At 50.9% G+C, this 24659-nt stretch carries 21 protein-coding genes and 1 riboswitch; of the genes, 16 read left to right on the forward strand and 5 right to left on the reverse strand.

Annotated elements, in window-relative coordinates:
• Positions 1 to 959: alpha-amylase family glycosyl hydrolase (locus ACFOMG_RS09535; RefSeq protein WP_376866370.1), on the reverse strand; the 959-nt coding region annotated here is incomplete at its 3' end.
• Positions 960 to 1310: 351 nt separating this feature from the next.
• Here ACFOMG_RS09535 and ACFOMG_RS09540 point away from each other — a divergent pair.
• A complete protein-coding gene (locus tag ACFOMG_RS09540; RefSeq protein ID WP_376866266.1) occupies positions 1311 to 1700 on the forward strand; it encodes a hypothetical protein in 390 nt (129 codons plus the stop codon).
• A 220-nt stretch (positions 1701 to 1920) separates the two neighbouring features.
• Here the strand turns inward: ACFOMG_RS09540 and ACFOMG_RS09545 are convergent, their stop codons facing one another.
• Positions 1921 to 3195, reverse strand: a complete 1275-nt coding sequence (locus tag ACFOMG_RS09545; protein WP_376866267.1) for a hypothetical protein — start codon at positions 3193 to 3195, stop codon at positions 1921 to 1923.
• Positions 3196 to 3501: 306 nt separating this feature from the next.
• Complete coding sequence (locus ACFOMG_RS09550; RefSeq protein WP_376866268.1) at positions 3502 to 7956, reverse strand: cobaltochelatase subunit CobN; 4455 nt, start codon at positions 7954 to 7956, stop codon at positions 3502 to 3504.
• A 102-nt stretch (positions 7957 to 8058) separates the two neighbouring features.
• Positions 8059 to 8188, reverse strand: a riboswitch (cobalamin riboswitch).
• A 136-nt stretch (positions 8189 to 8324) separates the two neighbouring features.
• Here ACFOMG_RS09550 and ACFOMG_RS09555 point away from each other — a divergent pair.
• The 13 genes from ACFOMG_RS09555 (at position 8325) to ACFOMG_RS09615 (ending at position 20982) form a co-directional block, all read left to right on the forward strand.
• Complete coding sequence (locus tag ACFOMG_RS09555; RefSeq protein ID WP_376866270.1) at positions 8325 to 8771, forward strand: MotA/TolQ/ExbB proton channel family protein; 447 nt, start codon at positions 8325 to 8327, stop codon at positions 8769 to 8771.
• The gene (locus ACFOMG_RS09560; RefSeq protein WP_376866272.1) at positions 8764 to 9075 is read left to right on the forward strand and encodes a DUF2149 domain-containing protein; all 312 of its coding nucleotides are present in this window, start codon (positions 8764 to 8766) and stop codon (positions 9073 to 9075) included. Before ACFOMG_RS09555 ends, ACFOMG_RS09560 begins: the two co-directional genes overlap by 8 nt.
• 279 nt (positions 9076 to 9354) lie before the next feature.
• The gene (locus ACFOMG_RS09565) at positions 9355 to 11100 is read left to right on the forward strand and encodes an alkaline phosphatase (protein ID WP_376866273.1); all 1746 of its coding nucleotides are present in this window, start codon (positions 9355 to 9357) and stop codon (positions 11098 to 11100) included.
• Between the two features lie 192 nt (positions 11101 to 11292).
• Entirely contained in the window at positions 11293 to 13611 is a 2319-nt protein-coding gene (locus ACFOMG_RS09570; RefSeq protein ID WP_376866274.1) for a TonB-dependent receptor, read from the forward strand.
• 977 nt (positions 13612 to 14588) lie between these two features.
• Positions 14589 to 15023 carry a 30S ribosomal protein S6 gene (rpsF, locus tag ACFOMG_RS09575; protein ID WP_376866275.1) on the forward strand — a complete coding sequence of 145 codons (435 nt, stop codon included), beginning with the start codon at positions 14589 to 14591 and terminating at the stop codon, positions 15021 to 15023.
• Positions 15024 to 15037: 14 nt separating this feature from the next.
• Positions 15038 to 15268 (forward strand): 30S ribosomal protein S18, encoded by a 231-nt coding sequence (gene rpsR / locus ACFOMG_RS09580; RefSeq protein WP_094059612.1) that lies wholly within the window; start codon positions 15038 to 15040, stop codon positions 15266 to 15268.
• Between the two features lie 19 nt (positions 15269 to 15287).
• On the forward strand, positions 15288 to 16145 hold the full coding sequence (locus ACFOMG_RS09585; RefSeq protein ID WP_376866276.1) for a hypothetical protein: 858 nt from the start codon (positions 15288 to 15290) through the stop codon (positions 16143 to 16145).
• Between the two features lie 38 nt (positions 16146 to 16183).
• Positions 16184 to 16630: a 50S ribosomal protein L9 gene (rplI, locus tag ACFOMG_RS09590; RefSeq protein WP_376866277.1), complete on the forward strand. Its 447-nt coding sequence runs from the start codon at positions 16184 to 16186 to the stop codon at positions 16628 to 16630.
• A 178-nt stretch (positions 16631 to 16808) separates the two neighbouring features.
• On the forward strand, positions 16809 to 18212 hold the full coding sequence (gene dnaB / locus ACFOMG_RS09595; protein ID WP_376866278.1) for a replicative DNA helicase: 1404 nt from the start codon (positions 16809 to 16811) through the stop codon (positions 18210 to 18212).
• A gap of 180 nt (positions 18213 to 18392) precedes the next feature.
• Positions 18393 to 18971 (forward strand): hypothetical protein, encoded by a 579-nt coding sequence (locus ACFOMG_RS09600; protein ID WP_376866280.1) that lies wholly within the window; start codon positions 18393 to 18395, stop codon positions 18969 to 18971.
• Positions 18971 to 19516, forward strand: a complete 546-nt coding sequence (locus ACFOMG_RS09605; protein WP_376866282.1) for a GNAT family N-acetyltransferase — start codon at positions 18971 to 18973, stop codon at positions 19514 to 19516. The genes ACFOMG_RS09600 and ACFOMG_RS09605 overlap by 1 nt, the downstream gene beginning before the upstream one ends.
• Before the next feature lie 42 nt (positions 19517 to 19558).
• Positions 19559 to 20500 (forward strand): SPFH domain-containing protein, encoded by a 942-nt coding sequence (locus ACFOMG_RS09610; protein ID WP_376866283.1) that lies wholly within the window; start codon positions 19559 to 19561, stop codon positions 20498 to 20500.
• Between the two features lie 26 nt (positions 20501 to 20526).
• On the forward strand, positions 20527 to 20982 hold the full coding sequence (locus tag ACFOMG_RS09615; RefSeq protein ID WP_376866284.1) for an NfeD family protein: 456 nt from the start codon (positions 20527 to 20529) through the stop codon (positions 20980 to 20982).
• A gap of 37 nt (positions 20983 to 21019) precedes the next feature.
• Here ACFOMG_RS09615 and ACFOMG_RS09620 read toward each other — a convergent pair whose 3' ends face one another.
• Positions 21020 to 21967 carry a pyridoxamine 5'-phosphate oxidase family protein gene (locus tag ACFOMG_RS09620; protein WP_376866285.1) on the reverse strand — a complete coding sequence of 316 codons (948 nt, stop codon included), beginning with the start codon at positions 21965 to 21967 and terminating at the stop codon, positions 21020 to 21022.
• A gap of 77 nt (positions 21968 to 22044) precedes the next feature.
• Between ACFOMG_RS09620 and ACFOMG_RS09625 the strand changes: the two genes are divergently transcribed.
• Positions 22045 to 23082, forward strand: a complete 1038-nt coding sequence (locus ACFOMG_RS09625) for an AraC family transcriptional regulator ligand-binding domain-containing protein (protein ID WP_376866286.1) — start codon at positions 22045 to 22047, stop codon at positions 23080 to 23082.
• Here ACFOMG_RS09625 and ACFOMG_RS09630 read toward each other — a convergent pair.
• Positions 23076 to 23579 (reverse strand): nuclear transport factor 2 family protein, encoded by a 504-nt coding sequence (locus ACFOMG_RS09630; protein WP_376866287.1) that lies wholly within the window; start codon positions 23577 to 23579, stop codon positions 23076 to 23078. The genes ACFOMG_RS09625 and ACFOMG_RS09630 overlap by 7 nt on opposite strands.
• Before the next feature lie 119 nt (positions 23580 to 23698).
• Here ACFOMG_RS09630 and ACFOMG_RS09635 point away from each other — a divergent pair, with 119 nt between their 5' ends.
• Positions 23699 to 24652: a GlxA family transcriptional regulator gene (locus ACFOMG_RS09635; protein ID WP_376866288.1), complete on the forward strand. Its 954-nt coding sequence runs from the start codon at positions 23699 to 23701 to the stop codon at positions 24650 to 24652.
• Positions 24653 to 24659: the final 7 nt, after the last annotated feature.

Consider the following 24659-nt stretch of genomic DNA (forward strand, 5'->3'; position numbering starts at 1 on the left):
GGTCGTTTGTAATTCAGCGTCTCGCAAGCGGCACGTAAGCTTTGCTCACCACCCGCAAACGTCCGGAAACACTCTTCAAAGCACTCGGTCATTTCCAACCACTGGCTATCGTCAATGCCGAGGCGAGCAAGGATATTCTCGGTGCTCTTCGATATGTCTCCGCGCTTATCATGTCTAAGAATTCGGCCAGTCCAGTCAACCAACTCAAGATAATCCGTCAGTTTCATCTGAATTCCCTGCGGGATGTTCTGACGGGGGTTGCCCACAAAAGGATGAAGCGTTTCAACTTGCTGAGCTTTGTGATTGGGATTGGTTGATTTTTTCGCCGCGTCACAGCGCCGTTTTATCGATGTGTATTCTGATGCTTCAGGAGTCTTTGAAATACTAGCTCTCACGGGGTTCAGATCAACATAGGCCATACACGCCGCCAGAGCGGCTTCATCCAGCAAAGCCTGGCTCTTAAACCGTCCTTCCCAAAATCGGCCAGAACATCCATCTTCGATGTTCGCTTCTCGGGCAATCGCTTCGTTCAACACTCTCATAAACCAGCTAATACTCGACAAGCGGGAACGCCATTCTTCAATGTAAATCTGAAGTCTGGCTCGCTGAGCATGATCAAGCTTTTCGCCTTTAACAAACTTCTGCGAAAACAAATTTCCTTTAAACAGGTGATGCCAGCGCTCAATCACTTCGATATCGCTCCAGGCTTTCGCTCTTCTGGCATCGATGAATAACACCACATGGTAGTGGTTGCTCATAATCGCATAAGCCGCGATATCGATAGCAAAGATCTCAGGCAGACTTAGTAGTTTGTCTTCCAGCCAGCCACGGCGATGTTCGTAACACTGCCCTGACAGGTGGTCCGTCCCGCATAAGAATGCCCGACGAACACAGCGTGAAACGCAGTGATAGTAAGGCGTAGCGTCTAGCGAGACCTGTTGTTTTCTTGGCTTAGGCATGAGTCTTNCATACTGTTTATCCGACTGTTTATCCGCGAAATTCATTTCAATCATACCGATGATGAAAAACGCGGCGAGGCCGTATAGTAAAAAATTACCCAGATAGTCGGTTTTGTGCTTTTCTTCTTCGCTCATAACAGACTCCCTTGATTGACTTAGATAAGCCTATGCCTGATGCGTGAACAAAGGAAGGGCCTGGCTATTAATCACTGAAGTTATCTATCGCGTCAACTTTTTGAAGGCTGTGTTGCTAATGAGAAAGTACTAATATTTTTTTTGTAAGTAATGGATGTAAAACTGATTTGCTAATATTTCGACCTCTTATTTTTATTTTACTTAAGGACGTTTGAAATGAACCGTTTTTTACTAACTCTCGCCACTGCAATTCTGATATCTGCCTGCGGTAGTGATTCATCTGATGATAAAGAAAAGTCTTTATTTAGCCTTTGGAAGTCGGTTGATGGTGAAGAGACTCTTGATTTAAATGGTGGAGCATTCAGTAAGGCTCAAAGCTGGATTTACTTTCCTGACTCCAGTGGGTCGCAGTGCAATTGTGAATTAACTCTTATTGGCACGGAGTCGCAAGGCAACTACATTATAAACAGTTGTAGGTATGTTTCAGGATCATCTTCGGTTGGTGACCCTGGTTGTAACTCACTGAACCAAACGGGCACTTATAAGAAAAGCTCCGACACTTTAAGGATCTGTATTGCTGAGCCTAACTGCGTTGAGTATAAATAACAAAAGACAAGGCCCAGCAATTGCCGGGCTTTTTGTTTAATGCTGCCTCATCCAGGCTCGAACCTGATCAATACGAGAGAAGTGCTAGGGTGGGTTTCCTGTTTATCTTCTCTGTTTATCTTCTGTTTATCTTTAAAGAACCTCTTAGATAGTTGACTGATTTTAAATAAAGATGACCACATCAACTTCACCCGCTCAGGTGAAATTGATGTGACGATTGCTACAGCACAGTCGCTGCAATAGCTGGAGCTTCAAATTCGAGCAGGTTGCCTGCATTCGTATTGTCATGACACCAGAGCCTGCCAGTGGCTGCTGGATCACGGAAGCCGGTAATAGAGCCTGTGCAATGCTGAATATCACCGCTGCTATAGGTCTGCTCTCCGATCTTCTGATCTTGGCCGGCATCCCACTGAATGGCATAAACACCCGTTGTGCCGCTGACCGTATAAATTCGATAGTCGTTGGTGTTTTTCTTCCAGAGATGAATATCCGCAACATTCATAAATCCATTCGTACCAGTGAACTTATTCTGTTGAGTGATCATTAAAGGCTGATTGTAGCTGTCTCCAATAATACGTATTTCATTAGAGTTGGACGTCTTTGTGTAGCTCGCCACAATGGCTTTATCAGAACTGAAGCCCGCAACCGAGAGATACTCTCCCTGTGCCGTATTCACATAGCTTACCAAGGTTGGAATACCAACAACACGAGTGTCTGGAGCACCATTTTTGTTGTAATCCATGTCTATACGCACAAGAAATTCATAAGCCTTTGGACCATTATTGGACAAAGTCCCCTGACCAATAGCCCACAGCACTAATCCAAAACCCGATGAGGCTGTTGTCACAGAGGCAATGGAGATTTGTCTACAATTTTTTATCGTCCAGGTTTGCAGAGTCCCCTGAACAATCTCTTGCTTAAACAGCGGAACCTCTGCCAGATACGGGCTTGGGTTATTCTCCGAGTAAACCTTTACCATTGCGCGACCGGCAGAGCTTGTATTGTCACAACTCATCAACCAGCGATTTGACGAACCATCGGCTTCGGTATATCGGACCGATTCAATATCGCGAAGGAATGGTTCGCCATTTGAAGGGTCTGTGGTAACAACAGGGGTAAAGTCACTGGCGTCGACTGTATCTGTTGCGGAAATACCCTTCTCAATCGAGTGAGAATTCGAGTTATTAAAGGTTGCATAGATAGGCGCCCCTACCTGTAAATCGCCGGCCGGCCAGCTCAGTCCTCTCAGAATGGTTGTACCCACGGAATAATCTGCGTCAGAAATAATCAAGTCTCGGGTTAAAGTGTTATCTTCGTCCTGACTCGTGTCCTCTTCACCTCCATCGTTTTGAGAATCATCCAGAACCGGGTCTGTGCCAACATCGGTCAGATCTTCATTACTGCTATCACTGGAATTGCTCCCGGAGCCACCGCCACATCCAGTTAGTAAAAAAGAGAGGAAAGCAACGTTTATGAAAAGCGTTTTATAGTTCACTTTATGAATACCTTTAGTGCATATTTAATTGAAACCAAATAGTATTTTTTCAGACAACTCCTTTCCAGAAAAGCGTGCGCGCACACTATTTCGACCACGGGATGCCTACTATCTTGTAAACCCCGTCCGTAAGCCACTGATTTCTTTAGTGTTTAAAATATCACCAGAGAGGAATGCAGGCAAGTACGAAAGCAAAGAGCGCTACCTTTTCTGGGAAAGCCCAATAAACACTGTTTATTGGGCTTGGGGGAGGTGTATGGCCAGGATTTATATCAACTCACCCAGTCCTGCGGTTTACCCTGAAGGCTACAACCGCCGGCTGCGCAGGAAGCCAATAACCACAACGAACAGCGCAAAAATGATCAGGGCAGTCTGAATCCAGGCGTATTGATTCTGTTGCTCATTTTGTTCGCTTGTTTGTGATGCTTCGCTGTTTGCCTGCTCCGGCTGTTGTTTATTCTCTGCCACATTCTGAGCCTGCTGCAGTTTTTCCAGTGTATCCGGTTCCAGCTCGGCAATGCGGGTATATTTGGCTTGCTGTTTGGCTGCTTCATCAACAGCAGGGCGAGCCTGGTCGATCTGTTGTTTTAAGGCCTGCCATTGTGGCTGCGATACATGTTGTTCCAGCCAGCCTAACATCGGGTTATCCGGGTCTGTATGGCCACTGCCCGGTAAACCGTTTTCGGCAACCAATTCAGCAAACTCGCTGGCCAGTTGTTGTGTGGTTTGTTCATCGGCGCGCCAGAATTCTTTATGAATCGCAACCAGCATAATCGCCAGCATATTGGCTTTTACATGAGCGTTATGGCCCTGTTGTAAAAATTCGTCCAGTTGCAGCTGGTGTTTATCGTCGATATACACAGCTTTAACTTCTTCCCAGGCCCAGTCGCCGACCAACGTCGGGTTGGTAACCTGCCAGCCCCATAAATATTCCAGAAATTCACTGCCCATGGTACGGGCGCCGGCGTAGCCGTGTTGCATCAGTCCGGTTAACCATTCCGGGTTTAAAAAGCGGCCACGTAATTCCTGGCGCAGTGCCAGGCCCAGCGGGCGGACTTTAAACTGCTGTGGATCACTGTGGTCGAGCACATAATTATTCGGCACCTGACCGCTGACCGATTCCACCGCCAGGCTGAGGCCGCCAAGATAATCAAAGGCGTCGTTGTTATCGATTAAACCGTATAAATTACTGGAGCGGCCAAAGTAGGTATTTTCGGTATTTTTCAGCAGGTTTTTGAAAACCTGCTGGGCCGGTGTGCCATAGTCGTTCAGGCCAAAACTATGCCCCAGGCGGCGGATATATACATCGGCCAGTTCGCTGCGTTGTTGCCAGGCGCCGGAGCGTTCCACCATGCGGTTTATACCGGCGCCATAACTGCCCGGTGCATCGCCAAATACCCGCATGCTGGCTAACACACCGGCCTGTTCCTCAGCCTGGCCCTGACGTAATAATAATCGTGTCTGTTCAACCCAGTGTGCGGCCACCCGGTTTTGTTGCAGCGTTTCATCGGCCGGCTGGCCGGCGTTATAGTGGTCGTGGGCCTGTAGCGGTTGCAGCGCCTGCTGTAATGCCAGCGTCAGTGCCGGATAGTCTTTGCGAATGGTATCGGCTGAGGCGGCCAGCGCCATTAATCCTGCCTGATTTAATAACACCATTTGTGGCCGGTATAAGTCGCGGAATAATCCCGAGCTGGTAAATATCATGTCGCGCCGTGTTCGGCCCGCTTCCAGCGTCTGGCGTTTTAAACCTTTCACCAGGCCACGGCTGTTCCACACCGGCTCCAGCCCTAACATATCCAGACCAAACGCAATCATAACGCCTTCGTCGCGCACCACATCCGAGGCCCATAAGATGACCGCTTCGTTTTTATCGGCATTCTGAGGATTATTCTGGCGTGCATGGCTCGCCATTTCTCGGCCCAGCTGCCAGGCTGTTTTGGAGGGAATTAAACTGGAATCGAGCGCATAAAAATTACGCCCTGTCGGTAAACTATCGGGGCTGCGAATCGGATCATTGCCCTGGCCGGGAGCCACATAACGGCCATTTAAACCATTCAGCAGGGCATTGATTTCGGCGGCCGGAGATTGTTGCAGCAGCTGTTTCCAGCGTTGTTGTTCTGCGCTGCGGTCATCGTTGTTAGTGCTGATATCGTTATCCTGATGGCGACCTAACATGGATTGCAGCATCATTTCGACCGCCGGATCTTTCCAGTCTTTACCAAAAATATGCAGCCCCAGCGGCATAAAACGTTCCTGCAGGTCGGTGAGGTAATGCCCCACTTCGTGTACCAGCATATCGTCATCCACTTCTTCAAAACTGATGCCCATGACGGCCAGTTCTGCCGACATCGCCTGAGCCAGTTCGTCGCGTAATTCCAGCTGATCGACTTTTGCCACAATCTGCTGCACCAGGCGCTGGGCCACGGCTTCATTACCACTGCCGTGGCTGGCTTCGAAGCTTTCAATCAGCTGACGCAGCTGCAACAACTCATCGTATAGCGGGGTGCTTTTTAACGGTGGCGTCAGGTGGTCAACCATCACGGCCAGGCCGCGGCGTTTGGCCTGAATACCTTCGCCAACACCATCGACAATATAAGGATAAATGCCGGGAATATCGGCGCCGATAATGCGTGAATAATCATCTTCCCCCAGGCCGACGCTACGGCGGGGCAAAAATTCATAGGTTGAATGGCGACCCAGATGCACATAAGCATCGGCGTTAAATTCATCGCGTAAAAAGTGATAAAAAGCCAGGTACTGATGGGGCGGTGGAAACGCCAGGTTAGCGTGTAATAATTCTTCGTTAATTTCCCAGCCGCGTGGCGGTTGCGGGCCAATAAATACATTACCAAACTGCAATCCGGGTAATAACAGCTGTTGATTGACCGTCATTACTTTGCCCGGGGCTTCTCCCCAGCCACCCAGGCCTTCTATACCGGTTTGTTGCAGCGCACTGATCAGTTGTGGTGCTTCTTTATCGAGGCAAGCGGGGTAACGGCCATCATTGTTTTGTTCGGCATGTTTTACCGTACGCAGATAACATTGCTCTAACTGTTCAATTAATTTCAGCGCTCGTTGCCGCCCGGGATGATCAACGCCTTCCAGCAGGTGATGCATTTCTTCAAAGGTATGATGTAACAGGCCATCGGCCAGCTGTGGTTTGCGGGCCGTTACAGCGGCTTTCAGCTGCTCGTGTAATAACCCGAACGGTCCATTTTCCATTTCATTTTTAACACTGGCGGGCAGGGTATTAAACCAGCGCCGGTAGTCATCCGGAGCCATGGTATGAATTTGTTTCGCCATGTTGTGCAGTGCTTTGGCATCACGCGGTAAATTAATGCCCCGCTGTTGCATCAGATCAAGCAACGCCTGCTGCGATTGCGGCAATTCTCCCAGGTTATAACCGCGCGCTTTGAGCTGATTAAGTATCTGCCACAGCGATGCCGGTACATCGAGATTATCTGCCCCGATGTTATGGCGGCCGGGCGGATGGTTGTAATAAATAATGGCCAGGCGTTTATCCTGATTGGCTTTTTGTTGCAACGTTTGCCAGCGTTTCAGGCGGGCGGTTAATGCCGCCAGACCATCCTGTTTGGCTTCAATGGCGCGAATGCGGATACCACTGAGCGGGTCGTTATGTTGTTCGCCGGCGGTGGCAATAATCAGCGGCTGAGAGGCACCCTGCAGTTCCGGCATGGCGACCTGGTAATATACTTTTTCTGCCGCCAGTCCGTCGGCTGATAACTGATGCTCCATGGCACTGCGGTCGCGTAATTTAATCGCTTTCAGCAGCGGCACATTAAAGTGTGTTAATAACTCGGTAACCCGCTGACGACCTTCGCCGCCACCAATCACAAAATCCTGCAGCATCACGATGGCACTGAGTTGTTGCTGATAAGGCACCAGTTCATTTAAGGCATTAACGCCGGCTTCGCCCCAATAGGCCAGTGCCGCGATACATTGTTGTTGCTGCTGTTCTATCTGTTGGCACAGGTTGCGTAACAATGCAGCATCCGCCGGGCGGCCACCTCCGGCATGGTCGATCACCACAACCAGCGGACGCGGGTCGGGCGCGGGCAGCTGGTTATGCAGAGTACCTTTGCTGTACCAGCGTACCCGGGGTTGTGGCACAGGTGCTGCTGCCTGCAGTGGTTCTCCCAGTTGCTGATAACTCCAGTTCAATAATTGTTGTACGTTATGTTCGCCACCGGCCTGCCAATAAGCGCGGGCCTGTAACCACTGTGCCTGTTGTGGGTTGTGCTGTTGCTGTTGTTGCAGCCAGGCGGCAAAGTTGTCTCCCGGGCGTTGTTTGCTCAGTTGCCGCAGCTGTTGCTGATCGCTGAATAAGGTTCGTCCTGCCAGTGTGCTCATCGCGACCAGGCGATGATCACTGCTGAACACCAGCAGCGGTTTGTGCTGCTGGCGGAAGGTGGAAAATAGCGGGCTCAGTTCAGCAACGGCCGGGCCGAATAATCCGGCACCAATAATCGCCCGGGCATTTAATACCAGTTGCCGGCGTTGTTGTTCGGTTGCTTCATAAATCTGGCTGTCGGTACGGGCCTGAACGGATAACTGTGGATGTTGCTGCTGAAATAAACGGACCGCTTCGGCAACGGTTTCCGCATTTCGCTGGGAGGTTAACAGCAGCAGGTAATCGTTATTGCTGGTTTCTGCCTGACTGAACAGCGCCGTGCCGGCGATTGCAAACAACAATAATAACCGTGTCAGCCGGGTGGCAGACAATAAGCGATAAAACAACATAAATAACCTCAAGTCGGTTGGCCTTGAGGGAGAGAAAAAGTACCGCGGAGGCGGGTAACAGAACCACGGCTTCACTCGCAGTACCGAGTATTCCCGCCCGGTGTACTATCCAGCGACGCTACGTGTATCTGGCTCAGGTGGGTGTGCCACCCTGACAGTTGCGGGTACAGCCCCGGAGTTACACCGGGTTCCACGTTGCCACAGATCGGGTATACCGAAGCGGGCAAAAACGTCGGCGCTTGTTCTACCCCCGGCCAGCCGGAATGTCAATTGTTGTTGCTTTTCAAGGGTGGGCTTTCCTGCTAATGTGCCGCTCACTTTTCGTTGCGCCACCGTCTGCTGGCCCGACATTTTGTGCCGGAGTATTTATGTTTTCTTCGTTGTCGTTAAATGTGATGCATCAGGTGACTTCGCTGTTATTACAGCCGGTTGTCTGGGCGCTGTTATTCTTTCTGTTGCTGGCTTTATATGAAACCGGCCTGGCATTGGGAGAGCGCTTTGGTGGTATTTGCCGGCTGATCAAACGTGGTGATAAAACGTTATTAACAGAAGTGGGCAAGCGCCGGATTGAGCGGGCTGATTTTATTACCCGTATTGCTCCTATGCTGGGGTTAATGGGCACTCTGATTCCGCTCGGGCCAGGGTTGGCAGCACTGGGTGACGGTGAATTATCGGTGTTAACAACAGCGATGACGGTGGCATTTGATACCACGGTGGTGGGGTTATTAGCCGGCATTGTGGGGTTTGTTTTAGGCCGGGTTCGGCGCCGCTGGTACGATAAAGCCATTGCCGCACTGGAGCCGGCTTATGACTGATCGCTGGCGCAGTTCTTCCTTCGATGCTCAGGATGATGAGCCACTCGGTCCGTTAGCCAATCTGGTGGATATTATGCTGGTGTTTGCCTGTGGCTTAATTGCCGCACTGGTCGCGGTCAGCCCGGAATTACGCCAGCATTTTCAGTTGCAGGATACTATTCAGCTGCAGCACAGTCGTGAATTAACCGATATGCCGGAATCATTACGCCAGCAACTGGAAAATGGTAAAACCCAGGGTTACCAGTCGATGGGCCAGGTTTACCGCGATCCGGAAAGTGGCAAATTAATTTTAATTGGCCAATAAAAGAATGTATTGCTGGGTTATTGCCCGTCTGCCTGAAGCACCTTATTTTCTCCTTCCTTTTTTTGCTTCAGCTTTCATGGAGTGATGTGTTTTATGGCCGCTGAAAAAGCGGCCAGAAGTATCTTTTCAGGATAAAAATATCACTGATTGAGTATTCAATCTGGTTTGCAATATTACTGTCATCTTGTGCTTTTACGATCCGGCACCACTTTGCTTCGGGGCAGGAAGCCACCCGGCAATCCCGATTAATAATGAACAAAAATAAGGTGTCATGAAGGTATGAAAATGTTAACCAAGCTGTCGGCTGCTGTTCTGACGGCATCCATGCTGACTGCCTGTGGCAGTGACTCAGATTCCGATAATAAGTCCGAACCCGCGGGTTCTCAGGGACAGGTTAAAAACCTGATTCTGATGATTGGTGATGGTATGGGCGCACAGCAGGTTGGTATTCTGGAAGAATATGCCCGTCGTTCACCGGCCAATGCCGCACATATTGATCGTGTCACCGGTCTGCAGAAGCTGGCAGAAAATGGTTCGCTGGGTTTATCAATGACCGCACCGATGGGTACTAATGCCGGACTGGTGGTGGATTCCGCCTGTTCTGCCACTCAGCTGGCGACCGGGCAGGGCTCGATTTCTGAGGCGGTTGGCCTGGATGATAACGGTAATAAAGTCGAAACCATTCTGGAAAAAGCCCGCAAAATGGGTAAAGCCACCGGCCTGATTACCGATACCCGTTTAACTCACGCCACGCCGGCGGGTTTTGCTGCACACCGTCCTCACCGCAGCCTGGAAAATGACATTGCGGAAGATTTATTAGCCGCTCAGGTTGATGTGTTACTGGGTGGTGGCTCACGTCACTGGGTTCACGATCCATTGGCGGGTGTTGATTTAACCGGCATGGATGACGATCAGAAGAAAGCGCTGCGGAAAGAGAAGTTTGCTGAACTGGCGACTGAGTTAAATGCACCGTCGCACGTGATTAAAAAAACCAAGCGTAGTCTGGATGATGATCGCCGTTTATTAACGGAAGCAAAAAATGCCGGTTACGCTCTGGCCTTTGACCGCACTCAGATGAACGCGGTATCCGGCGGTAAATTATTGGGTCTGTTTGATGATTCAGCGATGAACGATGGTATTGAATATACCCACTGCAAAAATGCAGCAACGGTTGAGCCGGGCAATAAGTGTGCTGATGAGCCATCGTTAAAAGAAATGACCAAAAAAGCGCTGGATATTTTGTCTCAGGACCCGGATGGTTTCTTCCTGATGGTCGAAGGTGGTCAGATTGACTGGGCAGGTCATATTAACGATGCCGGCTGGTTACTGCACGAAATGCTGAAGTTCGACGAAGCGGTTCAGGCGGTGTACGAATGGGTTGCAGAGCGTGACGATACGCTGGTGGTTGTCACCGCCGACCACGAAACTGGTGGTTTTGGTGTGGCTTACCACAAGCATGATATTCCGCAGGCTAAAACCCTGGCGGGTGACGGGATGGTCAACAGTGACGGCAGTGCGCGTGATTACAAACCGAATTACAACTTTGGTTCGCTGGCCACACTGGACAAAATTTATGCACAGAAACGTTCGTTCTACGACATTCTCGATTCAGTGAATGGTGACTGGGATTTCTCAAACAGCAGCGCAGCGGCCTGGGTTGAAGAAGTGAATGCCAGTGTGCATGAAGACTTCCGCATCGATAACGAATCCGGAGAACGTATTGCCGCCCGTTATGACGTGCCTGTGGAAGAACAACATCCGGATCACGGTTACCTGAAGGCCACGAACATTCCCTTGTTCAACGACTTTTCAGACTTCTATGTTTACGCTGACGAAGATACCGGTGCCCTGATTGGCCGCGAGCTGGCGGCTAAACAAAGCGTTACCTGGGGCAATGGTACTCACACCGCAGCACCGGTTCCTGTGTATGCCTTTGGTCCTGAAGCCATCACTAAGCAGTTCTCGACACTGCAACATCATACTGACATCGGTCAGAAGATGATGGCGGCTCTGATCGCTGAATAAGGTCAGTAACCTGCGATTGGGCTGATCGCAGGTGGTACTGAGCACCCCGGCTTGCCGGGGTGTTTTTGTATGGGCCCCGGGCAGCGGATTGATTAATTCAAATGAGAATCTTAATGAGAATGTATTGCAAATATGATCTTTGTCGATATAGTTCGCAGCAAATGGTAATTGCTCTCATTAAGGAACCGGATTATGACAATACTTACCAAAACCCCGCTGGCCGTGGCTGTTCTGCTGGCAAGCGTGGCTCATGCCGCTGACGATCAGGTTACCCTGAGCAGCGTTGTGGTCACCGGCCAAAAAACAGAACGCAGCCTGCAGGATACCGTCGATAGTGTAAAAATTATCGATGCTGAGCAGATTGCTGATGAACGCCTGACGGATATCTACGATACCTTTGATCGCACTCCCAATGTGACGCCGGTTACCGGCACAGGTAACAGTTTTACGATTCGCGGCATTGATGCTTTAGGGGTGTCGGGTGGCGGTAATAGCTACCTGGCCAGTATGTATCTGGATGGTGCGCCGTTATCCTACCGCGCCCTGAAACAAGGGACTTCTGTCTGGGATGTGGCCCAGGTTGAGGTATTGCGCGGACCGCAGTCGACCCTGCAGGGACGTAACGCGCTGGCGGGTGCGGTGATTATCCGTACCGAAGATCCGACCTATGACTGGGATGCCAAAGCGCGGCTGATTGCCGGCAGCCATGGGCGTAAAGAATTAGCGGCTGCGGCGGGTGGTGCTCTGATCGAAGATCAGCTGGCATTTCGTATTGCCGCGGAGGAACGTCGTTACGATGGCTATATCGATAACCCTAACCGCAGTGAGAATGCTGATTATCGGGAAAGCGCCGATGTTCGCGCCAAGGTTTTATTTGAACCGCGTGCCGTCAGCGGCCTGAAGATTTTATATACCCATTCTCAGAACAATAATGAGGTTGGCGTTCCCTGGCAGTCTTTGCAGTCGAAAGACCGTTATGATGATCCTCAGGTCTTCTTTAACGACCGCACCCGTGAAACCCTCGATGGCCGTTACAATATTCTCGATATTTCCTATCAGCTGAGCCCCAACCTGGTGCTTAATGCCATCACGTCACACAGCGATATCGATTACCACTATGACTGGGATGGGGATGCCGGGGCAGATCAGAATCTGAAACTGATCGATGACCGTGATGAACAGACGCTGACCCAGGAAGTGCGGCTGAATTTTGAGTTTGAGCGGGTATCCGGTGTATTCGGCGCTTATTACTCCGATCAGAGTGTTAAAGATGTCTCTTCCGGTGATCGTCTGATCCAGCTGTCACAATACGGTATTTCCGGCCCGGGGCTGGTGGCGCTGGGTGCGTCACAAGGCATCACGCTCGATCTGCCAACCGCCACACTGCTGGCGAATCAGTATCCTGAATACGCCGGGCTGGACTACGGCAGCCAGTTCGAAGTGGATGTTGCCACTCAGGCATTGTTTTCTGACCTGACGTTTGCGCTGAATGATCGTATCGATCTGCTTGCCGGCATCCGTTACGACCGGGAAAAGCAGGAAAATGAAAGCGAAGATGTGGTTGCGATTGCCAGCCAGTTACCGGACCCGGCGGCGGTGGGTGCTGCGGTGGCACAACAAACCGATGCGCAGACCGGTCAGTTAGCGGCGGGTGCCATCAGCCTGATTAACGGCCGTCTGTTACAAACCGCCACCGATGCCTCGGTGGTGAAGCCACGGGTTGATAAAACGTTTTCTGCCTGGTTGCCAAAAATCGGCGCTACTTACCATTTCAGTGATGCGGTTTCTTCCAGCCTGGTGGTACAGAAAGCCTATCGTTCCGGAGGGGTGGGGCAGAACCTGGCTCAGGGTAAGGTATACAGCTATGACCCTGAGTACGTCACCAATTATGAATGGGCTGTACGCAGTCTGTGGCTGGATGGCCGTTTAGCCGCCAACACCAATGTGTTTTATCTCGACTGGCAGGATCAGCAGGTCAGTATTCAGGGCGATGCCGGCCAGTTTGATACCGAAACCGTGAATGCCGGTGAGTCGACCGTGAAGGGCGCAGAACTGGAGTTATTGTACTTTGACGCCAACTTTAACGGTTACTTTGGCCTTGGTCATAGTCAGACTGAATTTACCCGCTTTACCGAAGGGGATGATGATCTGAAAGGCCGTGCCTTTGCTAACGCCCCGGAATGGACGGCAAACCTGGGTGGTAGTTACCGCATGGATAATGGTTTTGTTGTTAATGCCAATGCCAATTATCAGGACACTTCCTATGTGCGGGTGAATCCAAATCTGCAGGATGGCAGCCGTTATGATCCACGCAACGATGCACGTACTGTGGTTAACGCGTCGGTCGGCTACGAATGGGATCATGTGACGCTGACGTTCGCGGTTGATAACCTCTTTGATCGTGAATATGTACAGGCCGCCAGTAAACAGCCGCAGGGCTCGCGTAATGCATCCGAAGTGATCGGCCTGCCGCGGAGCTACTCGCTGAGTCTGCAAGCCAGCATGTGGTGATGCTGCAGCACTGATTTCGCCTGTTGTTCAACCGCAGCCGGGCCTGTCGTTCAGGTTTGGTTGCGGTTTTTTATTTTGACTGGTTAAAAAATGATCAATCTGTCGGAGAGCTAATGTAAAAGCCTGTTTGGCATCGTTATAAGCAACTCATTCACAGAATTATCCACAGAAACTGTGGAAATCCATGATTGATTTTCCCCAGGCAAATGTTCGTCCGAATGAATTTTTATCCGCTTTGCCCTTGACTTTGATCGCCTTATAAAAAATTGGCACTTTCGTATCAGATCGGGCTGGAGCCCTTGAAATATAAGGTTTTTTCGATTTTTTCTCAGCTGTGTAAAAAATAGACCAATTTGTGATAAGCCCGGTTTTACTGGCTTTGTGACAGTTTTAATCAGATTACTCACAAAGTTATTCACAGTTTCTGTGGGGAACTTAACGCTTGACAGAGGTTTCTTATGCACAAGAGCGCGACGGTGGAAAAAGTTGCCATTTCAGTCGTTTCAGGGCTTGACTTGTGCACAAGTAAAACAGGTACAGCTGTTTTTACGGGTTTTTGTCAGCGCATACCTTGCCGGCTTTCACCCGCCAGCGTGCGAGCTCAGTTTAGTGGCATAAAAAAACGCATTCAGGCCAGCACCCTCAGGCTGGTCTGAATGCGTTGTCTGCACTGAGCCGGGCGTTACCACACCACCCTCATAGTCTGATAAACGCCGGGATTTGTATAACTCGGTGGTAATAAATAGTAGCGCTTCGCCAGCCGGGCGTCGCTGTGGCGGGTTGTCGCAGCCGGCCACGCCGACTTGCGGCTAACTGTTTAACATTTGAACCGGGCGCCGCCCTCTGTTAACATCCGCGCTCCATTTTGTCCGTCAATTGCTCTACTGCAGAGTAATACACTGTTCCTGTTAACAGTGAGGGCAAACTCCTTGCCTTACCGGATGGGCCGGAAGGCTATAACCCATAGGGAGCTGACAATGCGTCACTATGAAATCGTTTTTCTGGTACACCCAGATCAAAGCGAACAAGTACCAGCTATGGTAGAGCGTTACACCAATACAATCGAAGCTGACGGTGGCCAGATTCACCGCTTCGAAGACTGGGGTCGTCGCCACCTGGCTTACCCAATCAACGACGTTCATAAAGCACACTACATTCTGATGAATGTTGAGTGTTCTCAGGACGCTCTGGACGAACTAACTACCAACTTCCGTTACAACGACGCTGTTCTGCGTAACCTGGTAATCCGTCGTGACGAAGCTGTTACTGATATGTCTCCGATCAAAGCTGCTGAAAGCCGTGAAGATCGTCGTCGCAGCGAATCTCGTCAGGAAAACTCTGAAGAGAAGAAAGAAGCACCAGTAGCTGAAGAAGCTGCTGAAGAGACCCAAGCTGAAGACAGCGCTGAGTAATAGGAGACTGAGTCATGGCACGTTTTTTCCGTCGTCGTAAGTTCTGCCGTTTCACTGCCGAAGGCGTATCTGAGATCGATTACAAAGATCTGGATACTCTGAAAGGTTACATCACTGAAACCGGCAAAATCGTACCAAGCCGTATCACTGGTACCCGTGCAAAATATCAGCGTCAGTTATCCACTGCGATCAAGCGCGCTCGTTATATTGCCCTTCTTCCATACACTGATCAGCACGATAATTAATCGCTCTGGTTTTTAGCGTATGAAGAAATTGGCTCAATGGGCCATGACCGGCCGCTGGCAGGCAACTGTCGCGGCCGGTGCTTGTCTGGCGATACCGCTGTTTTTCTGGCTTGGCGCTGCAATTTTAGCGCTGGTTATTTTGCGGTATGGCTGGCAACAGGCGGCTCAGGTTGTGTTATGGGCTTTATTGCCGGGAATTACCTGGCTGGCCATGGGCGACCCGACGCCGTTGTTAACTGCTTTGGGCACCAGCGCCCTGGCGGTGGTGCTGCGGGCAACCATTCGTCTCGATTGGACGGTGATGGTGTCAGCGGTATCAGGCATTGTGGTGTATTTCCTGTTGCCGTTGCTGTTACCCGAGGTGTTACCTCAGGTAAAAGACAGCAGTGAGCAGCTGATTGCGGAAGCCTTAAAGGAGCAACCGGAGTTATTAACTCAGTTGCAGCCGTTAGTGGCACCCATGATCAGTGGAGTATTAGCCGCGTTGCATGCGCTGGTATTTATGTTGTGTCTGTTACTGGGACGCTATTGGCAAAGCACCTTTTATAACCCGGGCGGGTTTGGTGCCGAGTTCAAACAGCTCAGACTGCCACTGGCTTTTTCATTACCGGTCATGCTGGTGATGTTAACTGCTGGTCAGTTGGATCCGGAGCTGGCAGGTCTGATGCCGGTATTAACCATACCGCTGATGCTCGCCGGACTGGCTCTGTTCCATGGCCTGGTCTCTCAGACCAAAGCCAGCCCGAACTGGATGATCGTTGTTTACATCGGTTTATTCGTGTTAGGGCAATACATGTACACATTACTAATTTTCGTAGCGTGTCTGGACAGTGCATGGAACTTCCGCGCGCGACTACCAAAAGACACGGCAGACTGAACCTTTTAACGGTCTGGCCCTGTAATGAGGAATTGATTATGCAAATTATTCTGTTAGAAAAAGTAGCAAACCTGGGTGAACTGGGTGAACAGGTAACGGTTAAGCCAGGTTACGCACGTAACTTCCTGTTCCCGCAAAACAAAGCGGTTCCTGCAACTAAAGTTAACGTTGAGCAGTTCGAAGCTCGTCGTGCTGAGCTGGAAAAAGCAGCAGCTGAAAAACTGGCTGAAGCAAACAGCCGTAAAGAGAAAATCGAAGGCATCGAGCTGTCTGTTGCAGTACGCGCAGGCGACGAAGGTAAGCTGTTCGGTTCTCTGGGTAACCGTGACATCGCTGAGCTGGCTACCGAAGCCGGTGTTGAGCTGAGCAAGTCTGAAGTTCGTCTGCCTACCGGTCCTATCCGTTCTGTTGGCGAGTTCGACGTTGCGATCCACCTGCACGCTGAAGTGAACGCGGTACTGAAACTGCACGTTGTTGCTGAGTAAGTATTGTTAGCAACTCATCCGCCTTTGGCCGGATGACAGTTGCAACAGAAAAAGGCACTATTAGGCTCTTTTCCTTATCGGGGATTGTGCAGATAGTGCCTTTTTTGTATCTGACGATTCCTGCGGTGTTACAGACGACTCTGGTCTGATAAACAACGGGCTGATAAACAACGGGCTTATGAACGACGACTACATTCCACACGCCGATGGCGATATGAATGCCAGCAGTGGCACAGGCCGTACCCCTCCTCATTCGGTCGAGGCAGAGCAATCGGTACTCGGCTCGCTGATGCTGGATGAACGGGCCTGGGAAGCGATCTCTGAAACCACCCAGGACAGTGATTTTTATCGTCATGATCACCGTATGATTTTCCGTTCCATCAGTCATCTGGTGAAATCGGAGCAGCCGATTGACGTAGTGACCGTTGCCGAAGAGCTGGAAGAGCGCGGGCAGCTGGAAAAAGTGGGCGGCGCGGCGTACCTCAGCCAGCTGGTGGATATGACGCCATCCATTGATAACTGTGGTGCTTACGCTGAGATTGTGCGTGAGCGTTCGCAGCAGCGACGGTTAATTGAAGCCGCCAGCGAGATGATGGACAAGGCTTATGAGCCGGATGGTGCTACCGCGCTGGATTTATTGTCGGATGCGGAAAAGTCGATCGCTCAGATTGCCGAAGGTAACCGCAAAGACGGTGGCCCGCAGGTGGTGGCGCCACTGTTAAAAAGCACGCTGGATCAGCTGGATGAAATGTTTAACCAGCCGGATGGTTTATCCGGTCTGACGTCCGGCTTTACTGAAATCGACAACCGTACCTCAGGCTGGCAGAAATCCGATCTGGTGATTATTGCCGCCCGTCCGTCGATGGGTAAAACCACCTATGCCATGAACCTGGTGGAAAATGCTTTGCTGGGCAGTAAGCGGCCTTGTCTGGTGTTTTCGATGGAAATGCCGTCGGAATCGATTGTGATGCGGATGTTATCCTCAATTGGCAAAATCGATCAGACCCGTATCCGTAGTGGCAAGCTGGTTGATGACGATTGGCCCAAGCTGTCGGCGGCGGTCAATATGTTAAAAGACCTGCCACTGTATATCGACGATACCGCTGCGTTAACACCGCAGGAAATGCGCGCCCGGGCACGCAAGGTGTACCGCGAAAACAACAACGACCTGGCGATGATCATGGTCGATTACCTGCAGCTGATGCGGGTGTCGGGCCCGTCGGAAGGTCGTACCCAGGAAATTTCGGAAATTTCGCGCTCGTTAAAAGCGATGGCGAAAGAATTTAACTGTCCGATGATTGCGCTGTCGCAGCTTAACCGCTCGCTTGAGCAACGTCCGAATAAACGCCCGGTTAACTCCGACCTGCGGGAATCCGGTGCCATCGAGCAGGACGCCGATATTATTCAGTTTATTTACCGCGACGAAGTGTATAACGAAGACTCGCCCGATAAAGGCGTGGCGGAACTGATTACCGGTAAACACCGGAACGGTCCGATTGGTACCGACCGTTTAGCGTTTATTGGCAAATTTACCCGATTTGAAAACCTCGCCCATGGTTATGAGGGCGATGATGATTATTAAGATCGCCAATTTCGAATAAAAAATAGCAGTCTAATGTTTTCGAGAGCAGCAACAGGATGTTGCGTTCGCGCGGCAGGCACAGGGATGTGCCTTCGGCGCGGCGGCAGAAAATATTAGGCTGTTATTTCTACGGACATCCGTAATGAAATCAGCGATTAAACCAAGCATTGGTGATACTGCATGAATTTTACTCCCGAGCTGCAATTTGAAGGTGCAGACTTCCGTGGCCGCGTTCGCTCCCTGAGCGACGATGATCAGGCCAACCTGTTAAATCTCTACCAGCATCCTGAACTGCCGGGACAACGGCCGCTGGATCCGGCGTCCGAAGCCGCCCAGGAGCATATCGCGCGAATGATTGAACTGAGCGTGCAAATGGCGGCGACTCAGCGTGGAATGATGTGGGCGCTGGAAATTAATGGCGAATTTCAGGGCATGGTCAGCGTGTTTGACTGGCAACCATCGCAGTTACGGGCGACGTTGCGGGTTGATGGCCTGGCGGCGTTAACCCTGGCACAACGGGCGTCGGCGTTAACCGTGTGTATGGATTTTCTGAGTGAAAAATACCATATGCGCAATTTTGCTTATCAGTGGATTGTCGGGCAGGATCAGGCGCTGCTCGACACTCTGGCAGGTATTGGTTTTGAGCCTTGTGCAACCCTGCGTGATGGCTGGAAGCTGATTGCTGACAACGGTGAAAAAACCTATGTCGATGTCATCCAGTTGCATCGTGTTGCTGACCTTCAGACTGGCGGAGAATAATGATGAACTGGAATTTTTCGACTCAGAATTTTGCCCTGCGGTTGCCGGATGCAAATAAAGACGGTGATGCGTTATACCAGCTGTTAAGTCAGCCACGGGTGATGGCCCATATCCCCAAAGCTGAAATGACGGTATCCGCTCAGGCGCTGGATGAACTGCGGCGGGTGGCCATGCGTTTCGAGGTGCGTGAAAGTGCCTGCTGGCTGGTAGAAGGAGTGTTTGACCAGCAACTGGTTGCGCGTATAGGCATACAAAAAATCAACTGGATGACAGATAGCGCACAGATTTGGTGGGAGCTTAGTGATAGCATTAACTTTTCGGTACTTGCCGAAGTCGTTCCGGCGGTGATGAACTTTTGTTTCGACGAGCTGCAGCTGCACAGACTGGAAATGCGCCTGGCAGCGGGTTCGGAAAAACACGAAAATTATCTGAAACAAATCGGTTTTCAGCATGAAGGGTGTTTACCGGCACAACAGGAGTTTGACGGTAAAATCATCGATCTGGAACTGTATTCGTTTCTGGCGCAAGACCGTCAGAAAAACTGATCAGCGGCTTAACGCCGCAACATTTTTATATAAGGAAATACAATGGAAGCTTTGATTAATATGATTCTGTCAGTAGAGGCCTTTGCGCTGATACTGGTTGTGATTCTGCTGAAAAGCAGTATTAAATTTGTACCGCAAAACCGTGCCTGGATGATCGAACGTTTTGGTAAATTCCAGGGCATTAAAGAAGCTGGCCTGAATTTTATTATTCCGTTTATCGACCAGGTAGCAGCTGACCGCAGCTTAAAAGAACAGGCGGTGGATGTACCTAGCCAGTCGGCGATCACCAAGGACAACATCACCCTGTCGGTTGACGGCGTGTTGTACTTCCGGGTGCTGGACCCTTACAAAGCGACTTATGGTGTGGACGATTATGTGTTCGCTGTGACTCAGCTGGCGCAAACCACGATGCGTTCTGAGCTGGGTAAAATGGAGCTGGATAAAACGTTTGAAGAACGTAGCCAGCTTAATGCAGCGATTGTTGAGTCCATCAATGAAGCGTCTGAGCCATGGGGCATTCAGGTTCTGCGTTACGAGATCAAAGATATTGTGCCACCACGTTCGGTGATGGATGCGATGGAAGCGCAGATGAAAGCTGAGCGGGTGAAACGTGCTCAGATTCTGGAATCCGAAGGTGACCGTCAGTCGGCCATTAACGTCGCGGAAGGTAAAAAGCAGGCGCAGGTACTGGCGGCAGAAGCCGATAAAACGGAACAGATCCTGAAAGCCGAAGGTGAAGCACGTGCGATCACCGCAGTTGCAGAAGCACAGGCCGATGCATTACGTAAAGTGGGTGAAGCGGCTGATACCGAACAGGGTCAGAAAGCGATTCAGCTGGACCTGGCAACCAAAGCCATCAACGCGAAAGAAGCGATTGCCCGTGAATCTTCCGTGGTGTTACTGCCGGAAGGTGGTACTGACGCCAGTTCTCTGGTGGCTTCTTCAATGTCGATTATTAACTCGCTGAATAAAAAGCAGAGCTGATACAGAGCGAACCAGAGAGTAACGCAATGGACTTTTTCAGAATGGAAAATATGGCAGAAATCCTGATGATTCTCGGGATTGCTGCTCTGATTATCGAAGTGGCGGTATTAGGGTTTGCTACCTTTGTATTGTTGTTTTTAGGGATATCTCTGCTGCTGACCGGTATTGCGATGAATGCCGGTTTGCTGGAAGCCAGTGTGATGACGGCGTTGTGGAGTAACACCCTGGTTACAGCGGTATTGGCGGTGACGTTATGGAAACCTCTGAGCCGTCTGCAAAATAACGTTGAACATAAAGCAGTCGACAGTGATTTTGCCGATCAGACATTTATTCTGGAGCAGGACGTTGACAGCCGTGGCGAAGCACAACGTAATTATTCCGGCGTCCGCTGGAAACTGAAAAGCCGCCAACCTCTGGCTGCCGGGACTGAAGTGAAAGTCGTGCGCACCGAGGTTGGTGTAATGTGGGTTGAAGCCGTTTAACTCAGCGCCATACACCAACCTCATTAAGATGCCACAATCAGTACAGATTGTTGGCATCTTTTTTTACCACCCGGTCGACCACCAGGTGGGTTAATTTCCCCATCATACCTTTGCCTTTCATATGAGTAGCCAGTGCTTTGGCAAACGGCGTCAGCCCGCTAACCGGCTGTTCTGATAATTGCCAGAACGTGGCATCAAGTGCGCTGTTATTCAGCCAGTGAGTCCGGACGTCAGCGATTTCAATTACCAGCTTAGCCGGGCGGTTATCGACGGCGGCCTGTTGCCGTTTTTCTGCTGCGGCCGATATTCTGGCCATGCCCTGGACACACAACACCCGTTCACAACCGGGAATAATTAATGCCAGCCGGATGCGTGGGTCGGTTAACAGGTTACGTAAACTGGCAGCCACTTTATTGCCCGGACGCTCGGGTAACAGCAGCTTACCATCGGCCAATAACTGAATCTGCCCGGCCTGTTCTCCGCGTGGTGAAATCAGCACCTTGCCATCGGCCCCGAAACTGGCAAGCAAAGCATAGCGTGCCCGGTGGATAAAATCGGCCGGGGTTATTGTGGCGCTAACCGTTTCGGGCTGCCACAGGCGGGCACGCATCGCCGCCCGGCCACAATGAAAATAACTCTGTTGTATGTGCAGCCGGCCGCTTTCGGTCAGCTGGCCATTAATACGTAATACATGATCGACACCGGCAATCAGAAAAATCAGACTGACGCTGGCAGAGGGCAGGGATACAGCGCTCAGCTGCAGTTGCTCCGGTGACTGAATCATAAGCTGATCCGTTGGCAGAATAAAAAAATCTGCCTGATCCTGTGCCTGGTAAAACCCCATTATTAACTGACTGGCGTGAATAAATTCCAGGCATAAATCATCCAGCCGGGTCTGAATACGCTGGTCAAGAATGCTGGGGTAAGCGGCAATGTGCTGGCGTAACTCGACTTCATTTCTGATCGGGTCGGGGGTATTCTGCATCGCTGATCTCCTTGTTTATGCAAGGATAAAAACAGCGCCTGAGCAGTGACAGGCCGATTGTTGCAGGGTAGAGGAACGTGGTTGCAAAAGCGGATAAAAACGGCAGCGCTGACGGCACGGGAGTATCGGCCATTGCAGTGGTCGATCTGGCGCGGCAATTGTGGCAGCGTCAGCTGTTAACTCCCGGACAGATCGGTGATTTATGTGGCAAAGCGGTTTTTGCCGCAGCACAACAGTTACAGCAGGGCGGTGATGTTTCCGGGTTATTGTCCCGGCGCTTACCGCGGTCGTTGTTGCTGACATTGTGGCAACAGGCGGCATTAACGGCGGAGCCGTTAACCGGCTGGCAGATGGGGGCACAGATTCATCAGAATGCCCGCGGGATATTAGCGCACTGGTTATGCCATTGTGCCAATCTGCACCAGGCTGTTGATGTATTTTGTCGCCATGTCGCGTTAATGAACCGCGATGAGTTATGGCGTGTAACAACGGATAACGACGGTTTGCCGCATATTCTGTTCAGTTATCCCGTTGCTGCGGGTTATCCGCAGCTGGCCGAGGATCGCAGCCTGGCGGGTTTTAAAAGCTGGGCGGAATATCTCAGTGGTGAACCGTTAAAATTGCAGCGCGTTTGTTTGCAACGGCGCCGTTGTGCGACAACGGCCGCTTATATTCAGCATTATTTTGATTGTCCGGTGGACTATCAGGCAGACCATAACCGTATTATTCCAGAGCCCGGCGAACTGCAGAAACCACTGCTGCAGGCCAACGCGTACCTGGCCGGATTACTGCAGCAACAGGCTGGTCAGCAGCTGGCGGCGCTGAGCGAGGATATTGTGCAACGCCTGGCGTTACTGTTCAGTCGTTCCGCCAAACAATTCAGTCATGCCGACTGTGTCGCTGCGGAGTTGGGGATCAGCCGTACCACCTTATATCGCCAGCTGAAGCAGCAGAACACCAGTTTCAGCGCCCAGCTGGAGCAGTGGCGTTATCATCGTTATCAGCAGTTGCTGGAGCAGGGTTATGACGACCCGCTGACGGTTTGTGAATTATTAGGCTATGCCGATGTCAGTTCTTTTTATAAAGTCCGGCGGCGCTGGTTACAGAATTATTGATAATGATTGTTGGCCATAAATCGTTGCAGGCTGGTCATTGCCATCCGGCTGACCTTATGGCGTAAAAACGGTGACCAGCCTAATAATAAACCCGGTAATCCCAGTGCCTGTCGGCTCCAGCGCCAGAAATTAAAGCGGTCGATATGGTGCACAATTTTACCTTCTTTAAATTCAAATTCGGCATCAATAATATTGTGTACCGTACGGCCGGTCTGGCTGAAGGTGTATCTGGCTTCCCAGTGGGCGCTCGTGCGTCCGTTGTTCTGGGCCACAGAAAATTCCAGTGTCATATCCTGGCCACGTTCACACAACATATGCCACATGGCGCCGGGTTCGTTACCGCTTAACTCGAAAGCTTCATCGCGGAAATAGGCATCCGGGTGATAACACTGCGCCATGAAGGCAAAGTCTTTTTGCTGAAACGCGCGATAAAAATCTTCGATCAGTTGTTGTTGCTGCTGTTGTTCTGATTGCTGTGCATCTTGGCGGGGATTCATAACCGTCACTCAGGGCTGGATAACAGCAGTTAGTGTAGTGTGAAGCTGGCGCGATGTGTGGTGGCTTATATGACAACCTGGGGGATAATAAGGCCATCTTATTCTTAAGGGCTTGTTGTATGAAACGTTGTGTCATTTTAGCGCTGGATGGTTGTCCGCTGACCTCCGTTACCGGGCCTATGGAAATTTTGTTATTAGCCCGGCGGCTGGCAGAAGACAGCCAGTGGCAGGTGGAGGTAGTGGCAGAAAACGGGCGTCAGGTGCAGAGCAGTGGCGGGTTACAGATTGTTGCGCATTGCGATATCCGGGAAGTGGACAGCGCGGATTTATTAATTGTCGGTGCTATTGATGGCCCATACCTGCATCAGGCCCGGGTGGCGGCGCCGACTCTGGCCTGGGTACGTCAGTTGCACCAGCAGGGTTGTCGTATGGTGAGTGTCTGTACCGGTGCTTATGTGCTGGCGGCGGCGGGAGTACTGGACGGTCGTCAGGCGACCAGCCACTGGAGTGTGATTGACTGGCTGGCGCAGCAGTTTCCGGATTGTGATTGGCAACCGGGTGCCATGCTCACTCAGGACGGGCAGGTGGCCTGTTCCGGCGGAGCGAGTGCTTACCAGGATATGAGCCTGCTATTAGTGCGTCAGTATTTTGGGGAAGCGATTGCCCGGCAAGTGGCGAAATCGGTGTTAATCGATCTGGACCGTCATAGCCAGCTGCAATACGCCAGCTTTATGCCCCAACGCCAGCATCAGGATCATTTAATTCATCAGGTTCAGGATTGGCTGGAACAGCATGTCTGTGAGCAATTTACCCAACAGGATCTGGCGGAATTAATTAACCTCAGCGAACGTCAGTTTAAGCGACGTTTTAAACAAGCCGCGCAACAAACACCGCTGGCGTATATTCAGGCGCTGCGTATGGAAGTGGCGAAAAAAGCGCTGGAAACCAGTTTAAAACAAGTCGATGTGATTGCCCGTGAATGTGGCTATGAAGATGTGCGTTTTTTCCGCCAGTTATTTAAGCGTCATACCGGGCTGGCGCCGAGTGAGTATCGCAGTAAATTCGGTAGCTAAGTGCTGG

This window comes from Bacterioplanoides pacificum (genome assembly GCF_042648445.1).
GTDB classification, from domain to species: domain Bacteria; phylum Pseudomonadota; class Gammaproteobacteria; order Pseudomonadales; family Oceanobacteraceae; genus Bacterioplanoides; species Bacterioplanoides pacificum.

Excerpts from the sequence above, each read along its gene's own strand:
- ACFOMG_RS09570 (WP_376866274.1), top strand. The coding sequence starts at position 11,293 with ATGACAATACTTACCAAAACCCCGCTGGCCGTGGCTGTTCTGCTGGCA.
- ACFOMG_RS09620 (WP_376866285.1), bottom strand. The coding sequence starts at position 21,967 with ATGCAGAATACCCCCGACCCGATCAGAAATGAAGTCGAGTTACGCCAG.
- ACFOMG_RS09565 (WP_376866273.1), top strand. The coding sequence starts at position 9,355 with ATGAAAATGTTAACCAAGCTGTCGGCTGCTGTTCTGACGGCATCCATG.
- rpsF (WP_376866275.1), top strand. The coding sequence starts at position 14,589 with ATGCGTCACTATGAAATCGTTTTTCTGGTACACCCAGATCAAAGCGAA.
- ACFOMG_RS09550 (WP_376866268.1), bottom strand. The coding sequence starts at position 7,956 with ATGTTGTTTTATCGCTTATTGTCTGCCACCCGGCTGACACGGTTATTA.
- ACFOMG_RS09560 (WP_376866272.1), top strand. The coding sequence starts at position 8,764 with ATGACTGATCGCTGGCGCAGTTCTTCCTTCGATGCTCAGGATGATGAG.
- ACFOMG_RS09540 (WP_376866266.1), top strand. The coding sequence starts at position 1,311 with ATGAACCGTTTTTTACTAACTCTCGCCACTGCAATTCTGATATCTGCC.
- rplI (WP_376866277.1), top strand. The coding sequence starts at position 16,184 with ATGCAAATTATTCTGTTAGAAAAAGTAGCAAACCTGGGTGAACTGGGT.
- ACFOMG_RS09605 (WP_376866282.1), top strand. The coding sequence starts at position 18,971 with ATGATGAACTGGAATTTTTCGACTCAGAATTTTGCCCTGCGGTTGCCG.
- ACFOMG_RS09615 (WP_376866284.1), top strand. The coding sequence starts at position 20,527 with ATGGACTTTTTCAGAATGGAAAATATGGCAGAAATCCTGATGATTCTC.
- ACFOMG_RS09585 (WP_376866276.1), top strand. The coding sequence starts at position 15,288 with ATGAAGAAATTGGCTCAATGGGCCATGACCGGCCGCTGGCAGGCAACT.
- ACFOMG_RS09555 (WP_376866270.1), top strand. The coding sequence starts at position 8,325 with ATGTTTTCTTCGTTGTCGTTAAATGTGATGCATCAGGTGACTTCGCTG.
- ACFOMG_RS09635 (WP_376866288.1), top strand. The coding sequence starts at position 23,699 with ATGAAACGTTGTGTCATTTTAGCGCTGGATGGTTGTCCGCTGACCTCC.
- ACFOMG_RS09630 (WP_376866287.1), bottom strand. The coding sequence starts at position 23,579 with ATGAATCCCCGCCAAGATGCACAGCAATCAGAACAACAGCAGCAACAA.
- ACFOMG_RS09610 (WP_376866283.1), top strand. The coding sequence starts at position 19,559 with ATGGAAGCTTTGATTAATATGATTCTGTCAGTAGAGGCCTTTGCGCTG.
- ACFOMG_RS09600 (WP_376866280.1), top strand. The coding sequence starts at position 18,393 with ATGAATTTTACTCCCGAGCTGCAATTTGAAGGTGCAGACTTCCGTGGC.
- dnaB (WP_376866278.1), top strand. The coding sequence starts at position 16,809 with ATGAACGACGACTACATTCCACACGCCGATGGCGATATGAATGCCAGC.
- rpsR (WP_094059612.1), top strand. The coding sequence starts at position 15,038 with ATGGCACGTTTTTTCCGTCGTCGTAAGTTCTGCCGTTTCACTGCCGAA.